The 17,484-nt window shown below is 49.7% G+C and carries 16 protein-coding genes; 15 read left to right on the top strand and 1 reads right to left on the bottom strand.

Annotated elements, in window-relative coordinates:
• Positions 1–102: 102 nt before the first annotated feature.
• The 7 genes from DFP97_RS04630 (at position 103) to DFP97_RS04600 (ending at position 5,152) form a co-directional block, all read left to right on the top strand.
• Positions 103–270, top strand: coding sequence for a YfhD family protein (locus tag DFP97_RS04630; RefSeq protein WP_114378793.1), 168 nt, complete (start codon positions 103–105; stop codon positions 268–270).
• On the top strand, positions 194–463 hold the full coding sequence (locus DFP97_RS04625) for a hypothetical protein (protein WP_181873355.1): 270 nt from the start codon (positions 194–196) through the stop codon (positions 461–463). Before DFP97_RS04630 ends, DFP97_RS04625 begins: the two co-directional genes overlap by 77 nt.
• Positions 464–639: 176 nt before the next feature.
• Entirely contained in the window at positions 640–1,626 is a 987-nt protein-coding gene (prmA, locus tag DFP97_RS04620; RefSeq protein ID WP_114378791.1) for a 50S ribosomal protein L11 methyltransferase, read from the top strand.
• A complete protein-coding gene (locus DFP97_RS04615; RefSeq protein WP_114378790.1) occupies positions 1,626–2,300 on the top strand; it encodes a site-2 protease family protein in 675 nt (224 codons plus the stop codon). Before prmA ends, DFP97_RS04615 begins: the two co-directional genes overlap by 1 nt.
• A 126-nt stretch (positions 2,301–2,426) precedes the next feature.
• Positions 2,427–3,212: an RsmE family RNA methyltransferase gene (locus tag DFP97_RS04610; protein ID WP_114378862.1), complete on the top strand. Its 786-nt coding sequence runs from the start codon at positions 2,427–2,429 to the stop codon at positions 3,210–3,212.
• Positions 3,213–3,217: 5 nt separating this feature from the next.
• Positions 3,218–4,609 carry a tRNA (N(6)-L-threonylcarbamoyladenosine(37)-C(2))-methylthiotransferase MtaB gene (mtaB, locus tag DFP97_RS04605; RefSeq protein ID WP_114378789.1) on the top strand — a complete coding sequence of 464 codons (1,392 nt, stop codon included), beginning with the start codon at positions 3,218–3,220 and terminating at the stop codon, positions 4,607–4,609.
• 111 nt (positions 4,610–4,720) lie between these two features.
• Positions 4,721–5,152: an NUDIX hydrolase gene (locus tag DFP97_RS04600; protein ID WP_114378788.1), complete on the top strand. Its 432-nt coding sequence runs from the start codon at positions 4,721–4,723 to the stop codon at positions 5,150–5,152.
• 2 nt (positions 5,153–5,154) lie between these two features.
• On the opposite strand, the gene DFP97_RS04595 is transcribed toward DFP97_RS04600, so the two are convergent.
• On the bottom strand, positions 5,155–6,129 hold the full coding sequence (locus tag DFP97_RS04595; protein WP_114378787.1) for a Na/Pi cotransporter family protein: 975 nt from the start codon (positions 6,127–6,129) through the stop codon (positions 5,155–5,157).
• Between the two features lie 104 nt (positions 6,130–6,233).
• Between DFP97_RS04595 and DFP97_RS04590 the strand changes: the two genes are divergently transcribed.
• The 8 genes from DFP97_RS04590 to DFP97_RS04555 all read left to right on the top strand — a co-directional run bounded on the left by DFP97_RS04590 (position 6,234) and on the right by DFP97_RS04555 (position 17,392).
• Positions 6,234–7,637, top strand: coding sequence for a class I SAM-dependent rRNA methyltransferase (locus tag DFP97_RS04590; protein WP_114378786.1), 1,404 nt, complete (start codon positions 6,234–6,236; stop codon positions 7,635–7,637).
• Positions 7,638–7,791: 154 nt separating this feature from the next.
• Positions 7,792–11,307: a helicase-exonuclease AddAB subunit AddB gene (gene addB, locus DFP97_RS04585; protein ID WP_114378785.1), complete on the top strand. Its 3,516-nt coding sequence runs from the start codon at positions 7,792–7,794 to the stop codon at positions 11,305–11,307.
• A 6-nt stretch (positions 11,308–11,313) separates the two neighbouring features.
• On the top strand, positions 11,314–15,174 hold the full coding sequence (gene addA, locus DFP97_RS04580; protein ID WP_114378784.1) for a helicase-exonuclease AddAB subunit AddA: 3,861 nt from the start codon (positions 11,314–11,316) through the stop codon (positions 15,172–15,174).
• Between the two features lie 15 nt (positions 15,175–15,189).
• Positions 15,190–15,807 (top strand): hypothetical protein, encoded by a 618-nt coding sequence (locus tag DFP97_RS04575; protein ID WP_114378783.1) that lies wholly within the window; start codon positions 15,190–15,192, stop codon positions 15,805–15,807.
• Positions 15,808–15,881: 74 nt separating this feature from the next.
• Entirely contained in the window at positions 15,882–16,202 is a 321-nt protein-coding gene (locus tag DFP97_RS04570; RefSeq protein WP_114378782.1) for a hypothetical protein, read from the top strand.
• 118 nt (positions 16,203–16,320) lie between these two features.
• Entirely contained in the window at positions 16,321–16,674 is a 354-nt protein-coding gene (locus DFP97_RS04565; RefSeq protein ID WP_114378781.1) for a histidine triad nucleotide-binding protein, read from the top strand.
• A gap of 85 nt (positions 16,675–16,759) precedes the next feature.
• Positions 16,760–16,933 (top strand): 30S ribosomal protein S21, encoded by a 174-nt coding sequence (rpsU, locus tag DFP97_RS04560; RefSeq protein ID WP_005547957.1) that lies wholly within the window; start codon positions 16,760–16,762, stop codon positions 16,931–16,933.
• A gap of 15 nt (positions 16,934–16,948) precedes the next feature.
• Positions 16,949–17,392 carry a GatB/YqeY domain-containing protein gene (locus DFP97_RS04555; protein ID WP_114378780.1) on the top strand — a complete coding sequence of 148 codons (444 nt, stop codon included), beginning with the start codon at positions 16,949–16,951 and terminating at the stop codon, positions 17,390–17,392.
• Positions 17,393–17,484 lie beyond the last annotated feature (92 nt).

Here is a 17,484-nt window from a genome sequence, read left to right as displayed (position 1 = left end):
AACGTCTTTTTTCGTCTAATGACAGTATAGTTTGTTAGGGACAAACAAATCCTATTCGGGTAGCAAAACCATACTACAACAAACTTCCGGAGGGGACATAAAATGACTGATAAAAACAATTTGGAAAAAATAAACTTTGCTCAGTTGCCTATAGCAAAAAACGAGGATGTAGAGTTTTCCGAGGAGCTTGCCGATGAAGCAGATCGTCAGGCTGCCCGGCGTGCCGCTGCTGCAGATCAACGTAACGAGATTAGCCATGAGTCAGATTGAAATACGTGCAATGTTCGAAGGCGAGAGCGCTGCTCAGGAAGCCTTGCACAAGCTGCAAGCGCTGCGCGCATTCGAAGTAAACGGATTATTCGAGAGCGGCATTTTAACAGCAACCGTGGATGAAGAGGTTGCCGAGCGGGCGCTGCATCTCATCCATCAAATTGGCGGATATACGGATACGAGGGGTATGTAAGTAAGAGAGTCTGCAGGCGTTTGCTTGCAGGCTTTTTTTTGCAATACGCTTGAGTCGGTTTCGGGAGATGTCATGGCATCGGCGGTTCGAATATTTTACACTCTGATTTTTTTGTGCAAAGGCACTACTCTAGTGTACAATAGATGTTAGGTTTTTAGCATTGGAGGATAATACATATGAAATGGCATGAGCTAACCATCTCTACGACCGAAGAGGCACAGGAGATGATTTCGAACTTTTTGCATGAAATGGGAGCCGGCGGCGTATCCATTGAAGAATCAGGAACGCTTAACAAGACGCGTGATACGTCGCTGGGACAATGGTATGAGCTGCCGCTTAACGATATACCCGAAGGTCAGGCGATTATAAAAGGGTATTTTACGGAAGACACGGATACCGACGCATTGATTGAAGTATTGAAGCCCCGTATCGAAGAGCTGCGTGAATTTGACATTGATCCTGGAGATGTCGTATATTCGGCCGCTGCCGTAGACGACGAGGATTGGGCTACCGCGTGGAAGCAGTATTTCAAGCCGATTCGCGTGTCTGACACGTTGACCATAAAACCTACTTGGGAAGAGTACGAAGCTGCCCCGAATGAGCGCATTATTGAGTTGGATCCAGGTATGGCTTTTGGAACGGGAACGCACCCTACGACAGCGCTTTGCTTGCAGACTCTTGAGTCAGTCGTTCGCGGCGGGGAAGAAATGATTGACGTAGGCACAGGCTCAGGGATATTGGCAATCGGTGCTTGCCGCCTAGGGGCAAAGAGCGTGCTTGCGCTTGATCTTGATCCGATTGCAGTATCTAGCGCGACGGAGAACGTGAAGCTGAATGATCTTTCGCACCAAATCGAAGTAAGGCTAAGTGATCTGCTTGGCGTGCTTAAAGAAGGCGAAGCTGGCACGGCTAGCGGTACGCTCCATGTGTCTTTACCGGTTGATTTAGTCGTTGCGAATATTTTAGCGGAAATCATATTGCTGTTCGTTGACGATGTTTACGCTGCATTGAAACCGAACGGTATTTATATCGCTTCAGGCGTTTACAAAAATAAAGAAACCGATGTGGAAGATGGTTTGATCCGTTCAGGCTTCGAAATTGTCGAGAAGCGCCGCGATGAGGATTGGATTGCATTCGTAGCGAGAAAGCCGCAGGTGGTTTGATGGATATACAGAGCTTTCTGAGGTACCCATTAGAGGATCTGCCGTTTCTGGTGCTCGCTCTTATTATCGCATTCACGGTGCATGAGTTCGCTCATGCCTACAGCGCGTATAAGTTTGGTGACGATACCGCATATAATGCAGGACGTGTAACGCTTAATCCTCGCGTCCATTTGGACGTTTTAGGGACCATTCTAATTTTGATAGCAGGGTTTGGATGGGCGAAGCCCGTTCCTGTTAATCCGAGCAAGTTCAGAAATCCCAGGTTAATGAGCATAGTTGTAACAGCAGTGGGACCCCTCAGTAATTTGTTAATTGGTATGATTGCTGTTTTTATGATTGTGGCGATCAGCGCTTCCGGCATGCTGAATGAAAGCTCTGTCGGTGTAAGTATGGCAGTGGAACGTTTTTTCAGCTATGTTATTTCACTGAATTTTTTATTATTTGTTTTTAACCTTATACCCCTTCCTCCACTTGATGGATACCGAATCATATCGGATTTGATGCCGCTTAAGATCCGGTATAAAATGGATCAGAATGTGCAGTGGGGAATGTTTATTTTCCTCCTTATCGTGTTTATCCCGCCGCTGCGCAGGGTGACGTTAGATCCGATATTGAATTTATCGGATGTATTAATTAGAAACACGGTTTTAGTAGCAAACCATTTATTTTTCTAGCAGTCAGAATGCTGTCGTTACGAAAGTGAACACGTCTAGACTGGCAACGGTTTATCATAGATTTTTCAAAGTAAAACATGCTATTATGAAGGATGGAATTTGGTTAAGGGTGGTTGGACAACAACGATGCAACGATATTTTGTAGCGGCTGAGCAGTTTCGGGACTCCCATGTCCGCATAATTGGCGAGGATGCGCATCATGCTGTTCGTGTCATGCGTACGAAGCCGGGCGATAAATTTATTGTCAGCGACGGGCAATCGCGCACTGCGCTTGTTGCCGTACGTGAAGCTTCACCTATGCAGATTACTGCAGATATTGTCCAGATGCTAAGTTCGGACAGCGAGTCCAGCTGGTCGGTTACGATTGCTCAAAGCTTGCCTAAAGCCGACAAGATGGAGCTGGTTATTCAGAAAGGGACAGAAATTGGTGCCTATGCGTTTGTTCCTTTTCAGTCAGAGCGAATGATCGTCCAGTACGACAGCAAGAAGGAAGCAAAACGGATTGAACGCTGGGGCAAAATTGCGAAGGAAGCAGCGGAGCAAGCGCATCGAAATCGTATTCCGGAAATTGAGCCGGTGCATAGCTGGCGGGATCTTATGAAGTCGATAGACTCGTATAATCTTGCTTTGTTCTGCTATGAGCGCGAGGGTTATGCTGCGCACGGGAAGGGAATTCGTTCGGCCGTACAAGAGTGGATGAAGCAGCAAGAGGGATCAGAAGACGTAAGCTCGCCAAGCGTGCTGCTTATTGTTGGTTCAGAGGGCGGCTTTACGGAGCGTGAGGCAGCCGAGGCGGAGGCGGCGGGTGCCGTTTTAGTAGGCCTGGGCAAGAGGATTTTACGAACGGAAACTGCGGGTATCGTCGGATTAACCTGCTTATTATATGAATCTGGTGAAATGGGGGGAGCGTGACCACTATGCCAACGGTCGCATTTTATACGCTAGGCTGTAAAGTAAACTTCTATGATACGGAAGCGATTTGGCAGCTATTCAAAAACGAAGGCTACGAGCAGGTCGATTTCGAATCGACTGCAGACGTTTATCTTATTAATACATGTACAGTAACGAATACGGGAGATAAGAAGAGTCGTCAAATCATTCGCCGCGCCGTTCGCCGCAATCCGGATGCGGTTATTGCGGTAACGGGCTGCTACGCTCAAACGTCTCCGGCAGAGATTATGGCGATTGAAGGCGTCGATCTTGTCATCGGAACGCAAGATCGAGAGAAGATAATGACGTTTGTGAATCAAATTCAAGGCGACCGTAAGCCGGTTAACGCTGTTCGCAATATTATGAAGACACGCGATTTTGAAGAGCTGGACGTGCCTGACTTTTCTGAGCGGACACGCGCTTTCTTGAAAATACAAGAAGGCTGTAACAACTTTTGTACATTTTGCATTATTCCATGGTCCCGCGGACTGTCCCGGAGCCGTGCTCCGGAAAGCGTGCTGGAGCAAGCGAAGCAGCTGGTTGCTTCCGGCTACAAGGAAATCGTATTGACCGGTATTCATACCGGCGGGTATGGCGATGATATGGAAAACTACAATCTGACCAGCTTGTTATGGGATTTGGACAAGGTGGAAGGTCTTGAGCGTATCCGGATCAGCTCCATTGAAGCGAGCCAAATTGACGATGCTATGATTGATGTGCTCAATCGTTCCAGCAAAATGTGCCGTCACCTTCACATCCCGCTGCAAGCGGGGGAGAATTCCGTATTGAAACGGATGCGCCGCAAATATACGACTGAGGAATTCGCGGCGAAAATCAGAAGATTGCACGAAGCAATGCCGGGTGTCGCTATAACAACAGACGTCATCGTCGGGTTCCCGGGTGAAACGGAAGAAATGTTCGAGAGCGGCTTCCGCTTTATGGAGGAGCTTCAATTTGCTGAAATGCACGTCTTCCCTTATTCCAAACGGACGGGAACACCGGCAGCGCGGATGGATGAGCAGGTAGATGAAGAAGTGAAGAATGAACGTGTCCATAAGCTGATTGATTTGTCCGAAAAAATGCAGCTGCAATATGCGAAGCAGTATGTCGGTCAAGTGCTCGATGTTATTCCGGAACGGGATTACAAAGGAGCTCCAGGCACCGGGCTCGTTATGGGCTACACTGATAACTACATTCAAGTTGTGTTTGATGGCTCTGAATCCCTTATTGGTCAGCTGTGCCGGGTAAAAATTACGGAAGCAGGCGTCAACGAATGCCGGGGTACGTTAGTTCGCGTACTTGAGGATAAGCAAGCACAAGGCAGCGTCTTGGATATGAACACTTTCATACTGGAGCGGCCGGAAGCCGTTGAAGCATAACTAAAGAGAAGAATGCCGGGATTCCTTTGCTTTCGATTCCTTAAACGGAAAAGATGGAGGAATCCTTTGCTGCATATACTAATCATTAAACGCTGCAAGGGGGAAACGGACATGAAGGAAATTTCAGCAGGCGGTGTCGTATACCGCCGTACCGAGCAAGGGAAGCTGCAAATTCAGCTCATTCAAGATCGATACGGCAAGGTGTCTCTGCCGAAAGGGAAGATGGAGCCCGGTGAAACGGTTGAACAAACCGCTTTGCGGGAAATCGTCGAAGAAACCGGTCTTGAAGGGATCATCATTGCTCCGATTGACCAGATCAAATATCAATATGTGCATGATAAATGGGGTACGGTAGATAAAGAGGTTCATTATTATTTGGTGGAAGCGGTAGGCGGTTCCTTACAAGCACAGGTCGAGGAAATTCGCGGAGTCGACTGGTTTGATCCTCAGGAAGCGTGGAAGCGTCAAAAGCAGTCAGGCTATGACAACAATCATCGGATTGTAGCTGGAGCGTTTCAATTGCTTGGTTTGCAAACGGACTAAGCTCAAGTTGCCGGATCGAGATTTCGAAAAGCTCGCAAATAGCAGAATGGAAGCGCGATTAATGAGCTTAATACGTTAAATATCGTTTGTGCATGGGCAATTTGTCCCGAAGCTGAGGCAGAAATCCAGGCGGATAAGGAGGTAAGCTCTCCAACAAACGGCATGAACAGCAGTGCGCCGCCTAAGTTTAATATAACGTGAGAAATGGCCACGTACTGACCTGGTTTCGTGCCGCCGATTGAAGCTAGCAAGGCAGTGGCGCATGTGCCGATATTTGCGCCAAGTACAACAGCGACACCAAGCTCGATAGGCATCGCGCCGATGGATACAAAACCCATTATGATGCCGATAACAGCTGCGCTGCTGTGTACTGCAGCGGTAAGAATAGCGCCTGCCGCAAGCCCCCACCATAAGCTGTCGTCTGCTTTCGCCAGAAACCAACCAAACATGTCGCTTTCTTGCACAGCCGGGCCGACGCCCTGCATCATTGTCATACCGGTCAAGAGTAGACTGAAGCCGCATAGAACGACAGAAGAATAGCGAAGCAGGTTTAGCCAGCGTACCTTTCGAAGTGCTGGAAATAAACGGATTTCGCCTAACAGCGCTGTGATAAGCCATAGCCCGACCGATGTTACCAGCAAGGGAACGGCCAATTTATTTAAATTGAGACCGATTAGCTCAGTAGTTATACATGTTCCGATATTTGTGCCAAGTATGATGCCTAACGTTCGAGGGAAAGTAAGCAGTCCTGCGTTGACCATTCCGATTGCAATGACGGTGACAGCCGTACTGCTTTGGAGAAAAGCGGTCGTAACAGTACCAATAGCCAGACCATGAACGGGCGTTGCGGTCGATCGTTCTAAGATTCGAGTCAAATGGGGGCCTGCAAGCCGGTGCAGAGCAAGCTCCATCAGCTTCATACCGCACATAAAGACAGCGAATCCGAGCAGCATCGGAATGAGAATCGTTTGAATCATCGGATGGTCTCCTTCTTTGTTTGCCAAAGATTCGTTACGTAAGTATACATATGCAGCTATTAAGACAAGCATGACAAGCAGTTCAGAGAGGAAGAGAGCGAAGCATGAGCAATTCGAAAATATGGCTACAAAAAGCAAGGAAAAAGAGATTGGAGCAAGGTCATCCGTGGATTTACGCTAGTGAAATTGAACGATTGGAAGGGGAAGCTCAGCCAGGCGATCTCGTCGATGTCGTTAATCATCAAGGGCGTTATTTGGCAACCGGATACTGGAATCCGAAATCTCAAATTACGGTGCGCGTTATCGCTTACGAGCCGATCGAAGCCATGGGCGCCGAGTTTTTCCGTACTCGATTGCGTCAATGCCAGGAGCACCGCCTCCGCTTCGTCGCAGATTCCGATTGCAGATTAGTTTATGGCGAGGCCGACTTCCTGCCTGGACTTGTTGTAGATCGTTTCAATGACGTGCTTGTTCTGCAGCTGTTAACGCTGGGGATGGATGTGAATCGGGAAGCACTGCTTGAAGCTTTGGTAGATGTGTTCCAGCCTCGGGGCATTTATGAACGCAGCGATGTAAGCGTCCGATTACTCGAAGGCTTGGAGGAGAGGTCGGGCGTTCTTTATGGGGACTGTCCGTCTATTATCGAAATCGAAGAAAACGGGCTTAAGCTGGAGGTTGATATCGTCCAAGGCCAGAAGACAGGTTATTTCTTCGATCAACGCGAGAATCGCGCGGCTATAGCACCGCTAATGACCGGCTGGGGAGGGCGCAGCGGTATTCGTTTAATAGAACGTTCTAAAGTAGAAGCTGCTGGTGCCGCAGAGACTGCTGTCCCGTCAGCTATAGGTTCAGCTGATCTCGTGCCTGTCAATCCAAATGGTAAAATCGTTACCTTCCCTCATTGGGATGGCGCAACGGTGCTTGAATGCTTCGCTCATACAGGGAGCTTTACGCTCCATGCTTGCAAATATGGTGCTAAGAAGGTTACTTGCCTGGACGTTTCTGAGCATGCGATTGAAACGGCAAAACGAAACGTTGAACGAAATGGTTATACGGACCGTGTTGAATTTGTAGTTGCCGACGCTTTCGATTACTTGCGTGCGCAAGTGAAGGGAATCGATGATCGGAAGCAGCGCGGTCAAGGAGGCGTTGATACCTCGAAGAAGCTAGAAGGTGCTGCGGGACGGACTTGGGATGTTGTTATTCTTGATCCTCCTGCATTTGCTAAGACAAAGAGCGCGGTGCCCGGCGCCTGCCGCGGCTACAAGGATATCAATTTGCAAGGGCTAAAGCTTGTTAATGAGGGCGGTTATCTGGTAACCGCAAGCTGTTCCTACCATATGCGTCCTGAATTGTTTCTTGAGACGATTCAAGAAGCAGCCTCAGATGCCGGCAAACTGCTCCGTTTGATCGAATGGAGGGCGGCAGGCAAGGATCATCCGCAGCTGCTTGGTGTAAATGAAGGACATTACTTGAAATTTGCTATTTTTGAAGTAAGAAGTAAATAGTCATGTCGATGATATAAAAGCGGTAAATGATGGCCTTATCTCGTTTAAAGTGTTTGATTTTAAGCGAGGTAGGTGCCCTTTATTACCGTTATTTTTCATTATGCTTATGGACGAGTGTGTATAGTTTTTTATCGTAAAGTAGGGAGGGGAACATATGTCGCTCCGCTTTGTAATCGGCCGTTCGGGAACCGGCAAAACATCCTATTGCTTGAACGAAATTAGAGAACAGCTGCGTGAGCAGCCGGACGGGCCGCCACTCGTTCTGCTTGTACCCGAACAAGCTACTTTTCAAACGGAATATGCGCTGCTCCAAAATAGCGGACTTAACGGTACAATCCGTGCTCAGGCGCTGAGCTTCCGCAGGCTTGCATTTCGGGTTATGCAGGAAACCGGAGGGATTGCCCTCGTCCCGATCGGCGATACAGGCAAACACATGCTGTTGTACAAAATCGTACACCGGCTGGGGCAGCAGCTGGAGCTGTTTCAAAGCGGCGCAGAGCAGCCGGGTTTTATCGACCGGCTTGCCGAGCTGTTAACGGAATGGAAACGATATGGGATCGATGCCGGGCTGTTGCAGGACAAACGCAGCGCAGCAGAAGCGGGAACGAATCATTCTACACTATTGAAGCGTAAGCTTCATGATCTTCAGCTTATTTATAGTCAAATGGAACAGGAGCTTGCGGGCCAATATATTGACGCTGAGGATTATTTGCGTTATTTGCAAAAAGGCTTCGGCGGTGCCAGTGCTATGCAAGGGGCACAGCTATGGGTTGACGGCTTCTACGGGTTTACCCCGACCGAATATGAAGCACTTGGCGTTTTAATGGCATCCTCCGCACAGGTAACGGTCACGCTTACGTTAAACCGACCATATGATGCAGGCGAATTACCGCATGAGCTGGAGCTTTTCCATCCGACCGCAGAGACATATAACAAGCTGTTGGAGCAAGCAGCCAAGCATGATGTAACGGTTCTCCCTCCACTACTGCTGGGTGATGAACAGCCCCCTCGATTCAAAGGAAGTACTATGCTTGCTCATTTGGAGAAGCATTACGGTGAGCGGGTTCCGATGCTTATTACGGACAAGTCGATGCTGGAGCTGGAGAACGAAGGCTGCGGGGTATCCCTGCATGCTGCAGCTACTCGACGCGCAGAGGTTGAAGCCGTCGCACGCGATATCGTGCGCAGAGCTCAGATAGAAGAACTCCGCTGGCGGGATATTGCCGTTATGGTTCGTAACGCCGAGGATTACACCGATTATATTGCACTCGTGTTTGCTGATTATGGCATTCCTTTTTTTGTCGATCAGAAAGAAAAGGCAGTTCATCATCCGTTAGTCGAATTCATTCGTTCCGCATTGGAAACGGTATTGTTCGGTTGGCGGTATGATGCCGTATTTCGTTGCGTCAAAACAGAGATGCTCTTCCCGATGGATAACAGCTTATTGCGTGAATGGTTTGATCTTCTTGAAAACTATGCCCTTGCAGCCGGCATCGATGGCTGGAAATGGTTGGATAAAAAACGTTGGCATCCGCTCGTACCAGTATCGCTGGATGATGATAGTGAGATGGATGCCAAAATTAGCGATAAAGCGCAGCGGGAATTCGAAATTGTCCTTGCGGCCAGAGAGGCGGTCGTACCTCCGCTTCGCCGCTTCGGCGAAGCGCTGAAGAAGGCGGAAAATGTGCAGGCGATGTGTGAAGCGTTATATCGCTTGCTAGAGAATTCAGATGCGGCGGATCGTCTTGAACGCTGGAGCGTGCACGATATTAAAGCGGGCAAAATGCAGCGTGCAAGAAGCCATCGTCAGCTGTGGGATAGCGTAATGCAGCTGCTCGATCAATTGGTGGAGTTGGCAGGACAGCAAACGGTATCGCCTGAATTGTTCGCCGGAATGGTTGAAGCTGGACTCGACAGCTTAAAGCTGGCGTCAGTGCCGCCGGCGCTCGATCAGGTACTGATCGGCAGCATGGATCGGACGAGATCCGGACATGTACGGGTCTGTTATGTACTCGGGGCGAATGACGGCGTCATGCCGATGAGGGTCAAGGAAGACGGCATTCTGACCGAGCCGGAGCGGGAACGTCTGGCCGAGGACGGTATCGTTATGGCTCCAGGCGTTCGCCGGCGCTTGCTCGACGAGCGATTTATGATTTATAACGCGTTAACGACTCCATCCCGTCATCTGTGGCTGAGCTGGGCTCAAGCGGATGAGGAAGGCAAAAGCCTGCTTCCATCTGAGATAATACGTCATGTCCGTCAGCTGTTTCCAGGCATCCCGGTGCGCAATGCGGCTGCTGAGCCGTCTCCGGGCTTGCCAATATTGGAACAAAGGATGTTCGTGTCACACCCGCAGCGGACGCTGTCTTATTTAATAGCGGCAATTAGGAAATGGCAGCAAGGCACTGCAATCGCTCCGTTTTGGTGGGATATGTATAACTGGTTTGCTGCCCGTCCGGAATGGCAGCCGAAGCTGCAGCTTCTGACCGGCTCCTTGACCTTTGTGAATCAGGAGCAATTTCTGTCGAAGGATACAGCAAGACAATTGTATGGAGCACGATTACAAGTAAGCGTATCGCGTATGGAACGTTTCGTTTCGTGCCCGTTTCAACATTTTGCGATACATGGCTTAAAGCTTCGTGAGCGCAAGCTGTATCGGCTGGATGCGCCGGATGTCGGTCAGCTGTTTCATGCCGCTTTGAGCCGTTTGGCGGGCAATCTGGGTCAGCGGTGGGGATCGATGGCGGAGTCGGAATTAAAGGCGGCAGCCGCGCAAACGGTGGATGAGCTTGCACCGAAGCTGCAGTCTCAAATCCTGCTGAGCAGCAGCAGGTTCCAATACATTGCGCGCAAGCTGAAGGAGATTGTTGGACAAGCAGCCCTTATGCTTGGCGAGCATGCCAGAAGAGCGCAATTTCATCCCGTCGGCACGGAAGTCGATTTCGGACCTGACGGTACGCTTCCAGCCCTTCGTATTCCGCTAGAGGGCGGTGGGGAAATGGAGATTATCGGAAGAATCGACCGGGTCGATGCGGCGGAGACGGAGCAAGGCTTGCTGCTGCGTGTACTTGATTACAAATCGAGCTCGACCCAGCTGCGGCTGGAGGAGGTTGCCTATGGGCTGTCCTTGCAAATGCTGACTTATCTCGATGTACTCGTTACGCATGCATCTGCATGGCTTGGGCAGCCGGCATCGCCGGCAGGAGTCCTATATTTTCACGTCCATAATCCATTGCTCGCGTTGACGAACGGAATAAGTCCTTCCGAGGTGAACGGCCGGCTGCTCAAACGGTTCAAAATGCGAGGTCTCGTAACGGCTGATGCCGAGACGGTGCGGCTTATGGATGACGAATTAGAAACGGGATATTCGGAGCTGCTGCCTGTAGCGTTGAAACGCGACGGCAGTTTTTACAGCAGCTCCTCCGTCGTTACTAATGAACAATGGGATGTGCTGCGCAATTCCGTTAGAAATACAATCGGCCGCATCGGCAGCGCTGTTCAAGCAGGGGAGGTTTCGATTGAACCTTATCGAATTGGCGCAAAATCACCATGTCAGCATTGCGATTACAAAGCGGTATGCCAGTTCGATTCGCAGTTCGACGGAAATGAATATAGAAAGCTGAGCAAGCCGTCGAAGGAACATATTTGGCAGCAGCTGGAGAGGGAGTAATGGACGATGCACACTGCAAAGGATTCGCCAAAGCCGGAAAATAGTAATTGGACCGACGATCAATGGGATGCCATCGTCACCAGCGGCTCAAACATACTCGTAGCTGCTGCCGCAGGCTCTGGCAAAACAGCCGTTCTCGTTGAACGCATTATACGCAAAATATCGGCGCATACCGATGTCGACCGTTTGCTCGTGGCCACCTTTACAAAAGCCGCTGCGGCAGAGATGAAGGATCGTATTCGGCTGGCACTGGAGAAGGAGCTCGAACGGCAGCCGGATTCCGAGCATCTGCGCCGCCAGCTTGCATTAATGAACCGTGCATCCATTACGACGCTGCATTCGTTTTGCCTGGATGTCATTAGAAGGTATTATCCGCTAATCGGGCTCGACCCGGGCTTTCGGATTGCGAATGAGACGGAAAGCGAGCTTATGCGCCTCGACGTGCTTGATCAGCTTTTTGAACAAAAGTATGAGGGTGCCGGCGATGACGGAGCATTTCTCCGTCTAGCTGACCGATATGGCGGAGAGCGCGGGGACGAACCGCTTTACCGGTTGGTCCAGCAGCTGTACGATTTCGCACAAAGTCATCCTTGGCCGGATCATTGGCTGCGGCAGACGGCAGATGCCTTTAATGTCACTGATGTAACGGAGCTGCAGGGCAGCGAATGGGTTCAAAGCTTGCAAAGTGACGTTCAGCTTGCGCTCGAAGGGGCCGTATCGCTGCTTCACCAAGCGCTGGAGCTAACGCGTCAGCCTTCTGGACCAGCACCGTATGCGGCAACGTTCGATGATGACTTGCTTCTGGTCAGCGGCCTCACTGACATCATTCATACGCAGCCTTGGGAAATGTGGATGGAGTCCTTTCAAGCGGTTCAATTCGGCAAGCTGAAGGCGATGCGCGGGGATGAATACGATAAGTCGCTGCAAGAGCAGGCTAAGGAGCTGCGGGATCAGGCGAAGAAGCTGATTAGTACGTTGGCGGATGAGCTGTTTGGCCGGACGGCCGGGCAGTTTCTGGAGGAGCTTCAGGAGCTGGCGCCGCTAATGCGTGCACTGGCAGAGCTTGTCATTGAATTCGGACAAGGCTACGAGGCGGCCAAGCGTGCGAAAGGACTGCTTGATTTTGGCGATCTGGAGCATTACTGCTTGCGTATATTACGAGATCCGGCATCTACGCCGACCAGTATGAAGCCATCGGTAGCTGCGCTGGAATTCCAGCAGCAATTCGATGAAATACTGCTCGATGAATATCAGGATACGAATATGGTACAGGAGGCGATCGTTTCTTTAATCGAGCGTCCCGGCAGCGGCAACCGGTTTATGGTCGGCGACGTTAAGCAAAGCATTTACCGTTTCCGTCTTGCAGAACCTAAGCTGTTTTTACAAAAATATAAATCTTATCTCTCTCGTCACGATGCGGGCCAACATCAGGTCGGTCACTCGGCTAATGGCTTGCGTATTGATCTGGCAAGGAATTTCCGCAGCCGTTCCGAGGTCGTCGATGGGGTTAATGCAGTTTTTCGCGCTATTATGCGTGAGAATGTGGCGGAGATGGACTATGATGAGCGGGCAGAGCTTGTCTGCGGAGCCAGCTATCCTCTTCCAAACCCGGCTGATGGCTGTAAAGTCGAATTTGCAGTCCTTAACAAAGAGGACATGAAAGACGGAGATGAAGAAGGAAGCGAAACCTTAGAGTCTGATGAGAATGTCGATGAGGATGAGCACGCGGAGAACGGCTCGGCGGCAGATTCACCGTCAGAATTGAAGGCGGCGCAGCTGGAAGCCCGCTGGATTGCGCAGCAGCTGAGGTCGCTTATAGATAACGACTATCAAGTGTATGACGGGAAGCGGCGCGAAAGCCGCAAGCTGCAGTGGCGGGATGTCGTTATTTTGCTGCGTGCCACGCAGCAGTGGGCTCCGATCATTATCGAGGAGCTCCAGTCGAACGGAATTCCGGCATATGCGGAGCTGAGCAGCGGTTATTTTGACGCCATAGAAGTGGAGACGATGCTCTCGCTGCTGCGTGTCATCGATAACCCGTATCAGGATATACCGCTTGCTGCTGCTTTGCGTTCACCTTTATTTTCGCTTAACGCCGAGGAATTAGCCCGTATTCGGATCCAGTCGGCCAAATCAACCTATTACGATGCTGTGCTTCGAGCGGCCGGTGATTTGATTCTGGAAGAAGATTCGCGCAGGAAGCTTTCTCTGTTTCTTGATAGCTTGGATCGCTGGCGCGAAGAAGCGAGGCAGGGCTCGCTTGCTAATTTGCTATGGGAAATATATCGCGAGACCGGATATTACGATTTCGTGGGCGGTCTGCCCGGAGGGACGCAGCGGCAAGCAAATTTGCGTGCACTGCATGACCGTGCGCGTCAATACGAAGCGACGTCATTCCGCGGTCTGTTCCGTTTTCTAAGGTTCATCGAACGTATGCGGGAAAGCGGCGGAGATTTGGGAACGGCAAGAGCGCTGGGCGAGCAGGAAGACGTCGTCCGCATTATGTCGATTCACAAAAGCAAGGGGCTGGAATTTCCGGTTGTGTTTGTCGCCGGACTCGGCAAGCTGTTTAATCAGCAGGATGTGCGCAGCTCCTTCCTGAAGCATAAGCAGCTCGGCTTTGGGCCCCGCTTTGTCGATCCGGCATTGCGGATCAGCTATCCGACTCTGCCTTATCTCGCGATTAGGCGGGCGATGCGCATGGAGATGCTGGCTGAGGAAATGCGCATTCTATATGTTGCGTTAACGCGGCCAAAAGAAAAAATGTTTCTCGTCGGCACCGTAGCGAATGCGGAAGCGAAGCTGAAACGATGGCTTGCGTCAGTTGATGCGCATGGGACGATGCCGGATTTCCGCGTAGCATCTGCCCGTTCTTTCTTCGATTGGCTTGGACCACTCGCAGCGCGGCAGTTGGCAAAAAACCAGCAGTCAGATGATGCAGAGAGGACGCCGCAATGGCAGGCAGGCATTGTCGCAGCTACTCTGCTCGGTTCTGAGGCTGCAGCAGCAGTAGAAGGAACGGGACAGCTGGATGCTGCGAAGGAAGATCGTTTGCAGGCGGTCACTACGCTTTCGCTGCTTGAGGACGTCCAGCAGGACAAGCAGCTTCGTGACCGTCTCGAATGGCAGTATCCGCATATGGCTGCATCAGCGCTTGCGGCAAAAACGTCTGTAACCGAAATGAAAAGACTGCACGCGGAAGTAATTGAGGACGCGGTCCCTATGGAAGATTCGTTTCAAAGGGAAGCTGCAGCACAGTCTACATCTTCGTCTTCAGTGAGCTATACATTCCGTTTGCGGCGTCCCGCTTTCATGGAAGAAAAGTCGCTGACTGCAGCTGAGAAAGGCTCGGTCAATCATTTGCTTATGCAGCATGTTATATTGACTGAAGCTGCCGATGAAGCCAAGCTGAAACATACATTGGACAGCATGATTGAACGTCGTTTGTTGACAGTAAAACAATCTGAGGCTATCGATCTGCCTGCCGTCGCCGCTTTCTTCAAGAGCGAGCTTGGGCAGCGTCTGCTTGGTTCCAATTGGGTTAGGCGCGAGGTGCCGTTCAGCTGCATGTTCCCGGCCAGCCGCGTATATCCGGAAGCAGACGATTCACTGGCGGCAGAGCCGATTTTAATCCAAGGCGTTATCGATTGCTTGTTTGAGGATGCGGAAGGCATCGTGCTGCTGGATTATAAAACGGATCGAATTATTAATAAGCAATGGAAAGAAGCGGCTGAGCGGCACCGCTTTCAGTTAGAGCTGTATGCGGAAGCAATAGAATCCGTTCTCGGGCGCCAAGTTAATGAGTGTCATGTCTTTTTCTTTGACGGCGGACAATCGGTGCTGCTTAAGAAAGTTAACCACATATAGAAGGGGGCTAAGAAGATGGGGCAACAACAAACGGGCAAACGCTCCATCGCGCTGCCGATTACACTTGTCTTGCTCGTGTTCAGCTTGATCGGCAACGTGTTTTTGTACTCGCAATTTTTACAGAATAAGCAGCAAAACAATTTCGAGACAGGGCAAAAGATTTACGCTGCGGCAGTACAGTCCAAACAATATTTTGAGGAGCTAATCCCGCTGCTAGACGCCTTGCTGCAAAGCAATCAGCTTGAGACGCGAGCGGAAACGAAATTCCTTGCTGGCAAAGCCTCGCAAAAAGGACAGGCATACTTTAATTTAATGACTGAAGCGGAGCTTATTGCCGGAAAATCGGAGAAACGGGATGCGGAGCAAGCGTTAAAGTATGTAAATGAAGTCGAGGAAGCATTACAAGCGATTGGCAATAACCCGGGTACTCTGAAAGAGGAGGAACGGGCTTATTTGGTCGCTTTGAAAGGCTCCTTAGAGGAAATGGCCCGTATAATGGACAGCTTCAATACGAATATTGGAGAAAACCGTGTTGCCGTTATACGATTATCCAGCGGACTGGAATGGATCGTGCTTGTCGAGAAATTACAGCAGGTGATGAGCGGGCAAACAACTAAGCTTCCAGCTGCTTAGTAATGCTTTAATTCGGATTGTTAAGTAGCCAAATGCCTATCTGTGAATATGATGAATTGACAGGAGGCTGAACAATGGAAAATACAGTATTGGATAAAGAGCAAATGAAACAATGGTGTGAGCAGCACATGCACCGTTATGTATTGGCGCAAACCCATGACGGCTGGTGTTGTGACGGCTTTATTGAACATATGGACGATGAAGTCGTATGTCTGGCGGTACCTTGCGGCTCAAATGAATGGGATAACAGAGCATTTCTTCCATATCCGGCTTTTGGATATCCGCCGTATGGATATCCGATCTATCCGTATCCATATTTTCCGCGGAGACGGTTCATTCGTCGGGTGTTCCCGCTTGCAGCGCTTCTTGCCTTATCGTTACTGCCTTTTTACTAGTATTTCGCAAACGCCGGTTGGATAACAGGAGATGCCTGCCAGCCGGCGTTTTCCGAATGGACGGGCATCGTTATTTTCGCTATGATAAGAGAATAAGAACGAATAGGGGGTGAATTTTATGGACTGTATTTTTTGCAAAATAATCGAAGGTTCGATTCCGTCAAAAAAAGTGTTTGAAAACGACAGAATTCTTGCTTTTCATGACATACAGCCTGCTGCTCCGGTACATATATTGATCATTCCGAAAAAACACATCCCTACGATGAATGACGTCTCGGATGAAGATGCTCCGCTTATTGCTGAACTGTTTGCAGTTGCGCGTCAAATCGCGAATGAGCAAGGGATTTCCGAGGCCGGCTACCGTCTCGTCAACAACGTAAATAAAGATGGAGGACAGGTTGTTTACCACCTGCATATTCATTTGCTCGGAGGAACAAAACTTTCTCCATTATTGTCAGATATCCAAAGTTGACACTGGGTTTTAGTTTGACATATAATGAAATTTGATAAACCGTGTTATAGCTCTGGACGGTCTGTTTCGGAGGGAGGGAAAACTGGTGTCTGAAACTAAAGTTCGCAAAAACGAAACTATTGATGCTGCGCTTCGCCGCTTTAAACGTTCCATCGCTAAAGATGGAGTTCTTGCTGAGGTGAAAAAACGCAAGCATTATGAAAAGCCAAGTGTGAAGCGCAAGAAGAAGTCTGAGGCTGCGCGCAAGAGAAAGTTTTAGGAGGATCCTTCCATAATGAACCTGAGCGAAAGATTGACCGACGATATGAAACAAGCAATGAAGAATCAGGACAAGTTTAAGCTTAGCGTTATTCGTATGATGCGCGCTTCAGTGAAAAACTTGGAAATTGATTTGAAGCGTCCTTTGGACGATAATGAAGTGCTTGAGATATTGAGTCGCGAAGTCAAACAACGTAAAGATTCCCTCCAAGAATTTAAAAAAGCCGGCCGTGATGATCTAGTTGCGGATCTTGTTGTGGAAATTGAAATTATTAGTCAATACCTTCCCGAGCAGCTGACTGAAGAAGAGATTCAAGAGATAGTAACGCAGACCATCCATGAACTCGGTGCTTCTTCCAAAGCCGATATGGGAAAAGTTATGAGTGCCCTTTTGCCTAAAACAAAGGGACGCGCTGACGGTAAACTAGTAAATCAGTTCGTACAGCAGCTTCTTAAGTAACTAAACATTCGGACTCACAAAACACCCCTTAACCGGGGTGTTTTTTTGTGTGCAATATTGGCGAATGATATAATACAGCAAGCAAAACTTGA

It is taken from the genome of Paenibacillus prosopidis (genome assembly GCF_003337375.1).
Taxonomy (GTDB): Bacteria; Bacillota; Bacilli; order Paenibacillales; family Paenibacillaceae; genus Pristimantibacillus; species Pristimantibacillus prosopidis.
The sequence above is the reverse complement of the archived record's forward strand: the minus strand, read 5'-3'. Positions and strand labels throughout refer to the sequence as shown.

What these genes read in the sequence shown, in the direction of transcription:
- DFP97_RS04600 (WP_114378788.1), top strand. Translation starts at nt 4,721, where the DNA reads ATGAAGGAAATTTCAGCAGGCGGTGTCGTATACCGCCGTACCGAGCAA.
- DFP97_RS04570 (WP_114378782.1), top strand. Translation starts at nt 15,882, where the DNA reads ATGGAAAATACAGTATTGGATAAAGAGCAAATGAAACAATGGTGTGAG.
- addA (WP_114378784.1), top strand. Translation starts at nt 11,314, where the DNA reads ATGCACACTGCAAAGGATTCGCCAAAGCCGGAAAATAGTAATTGGACC.
- DFP97_RS04630 (WP_114378793.1), top strand. Translation starts at nt 103, where the DNA reads ATGACTGATAAAAACAATTTGGAAAAAATAAACTTTGCTCAGTTGCCT.
- DFP97_RS04575 (WP_114378783.1), top strand. Translation starts at nt 15,190, where the DNA reads ATGGGGCAACAACAAACGGGCAAACGCTCCATCGCGCTGCCGATTACA.
- DFP97_RS04610 (WP_114378862.1), top strand. Translation starts at nt 2,427, where the DNA reads ATGCAACGATATTTTGTAGCGGCTGAGCAGTTTCGGGACTCCCATGTC.
- DFP97_RS04625 (WP_181873355.1), top strand. Translation starts at nt 194, where the DNA reads ATGAAGCAGATCGTCAGGCTGCCCGGCGTGCCGCTGCTGCAGATCAAC.
- DFP97_RS04615 (WP_114378790.1), top strand. Translation starts at nt 1,626, where the DNA reads ATGGATATACAGAGCTTTCTGAGGTACCCATTAGAGGATCTGCCGTTT.
- addB (WP_114378785.1), top strand. Translation starts at nt 7,792, where the DNA reads ATGTCGCTCCGCTTTGTAATCGGCCGTTCGGGAACCGGCAAAACATCC.
- prmA (WP_114378791.1), top strand. Translation starts at nt 640, where the DNA reads ATGAAATGGCATGAGCTAACCATCTCTACGACCGAAGAGGCACAGGAG.
- DFP97_RS04595 (WP_114378787.1), bottom strand. Translation starts at nt 6,129, where the DNA reads ATGATTCAAACGATTCTCATTCCGATGCTGCTCGGATTCGCTGTCTTT.
- DFP97_RS04565 (WP_114378781.1), top strand. Translation starts at nt 16,321, where the DNA reads ATGGACTGTATTTTTTGCAAAATAATCGAAGGTTCGATTCCGTCAAAA.
- DFP97_RS04555 (WP_114378780.1), top strand. Translation starts at nt 16,949, where the DNA reads ATGAACCTGAGCGAAAGATTGACCGACGATATGAAACAAGCAATGAAG.
- DFP97_RS04590 (WP_114378786.1), top strand. Translation starts at nt 6,234, where the DNA reads ATGAGCAATTCGAAAATATGGCTACAAAAAGCAAGGAAAAAGAGATTG.
- mtaB (WP_114378789.1), top strand. Translation starts at nt 3,218, where the DNA reads ATGCCAACGGTCGCATTTTATACGCTAGGCTGTAAAGTAAACTTCTAT.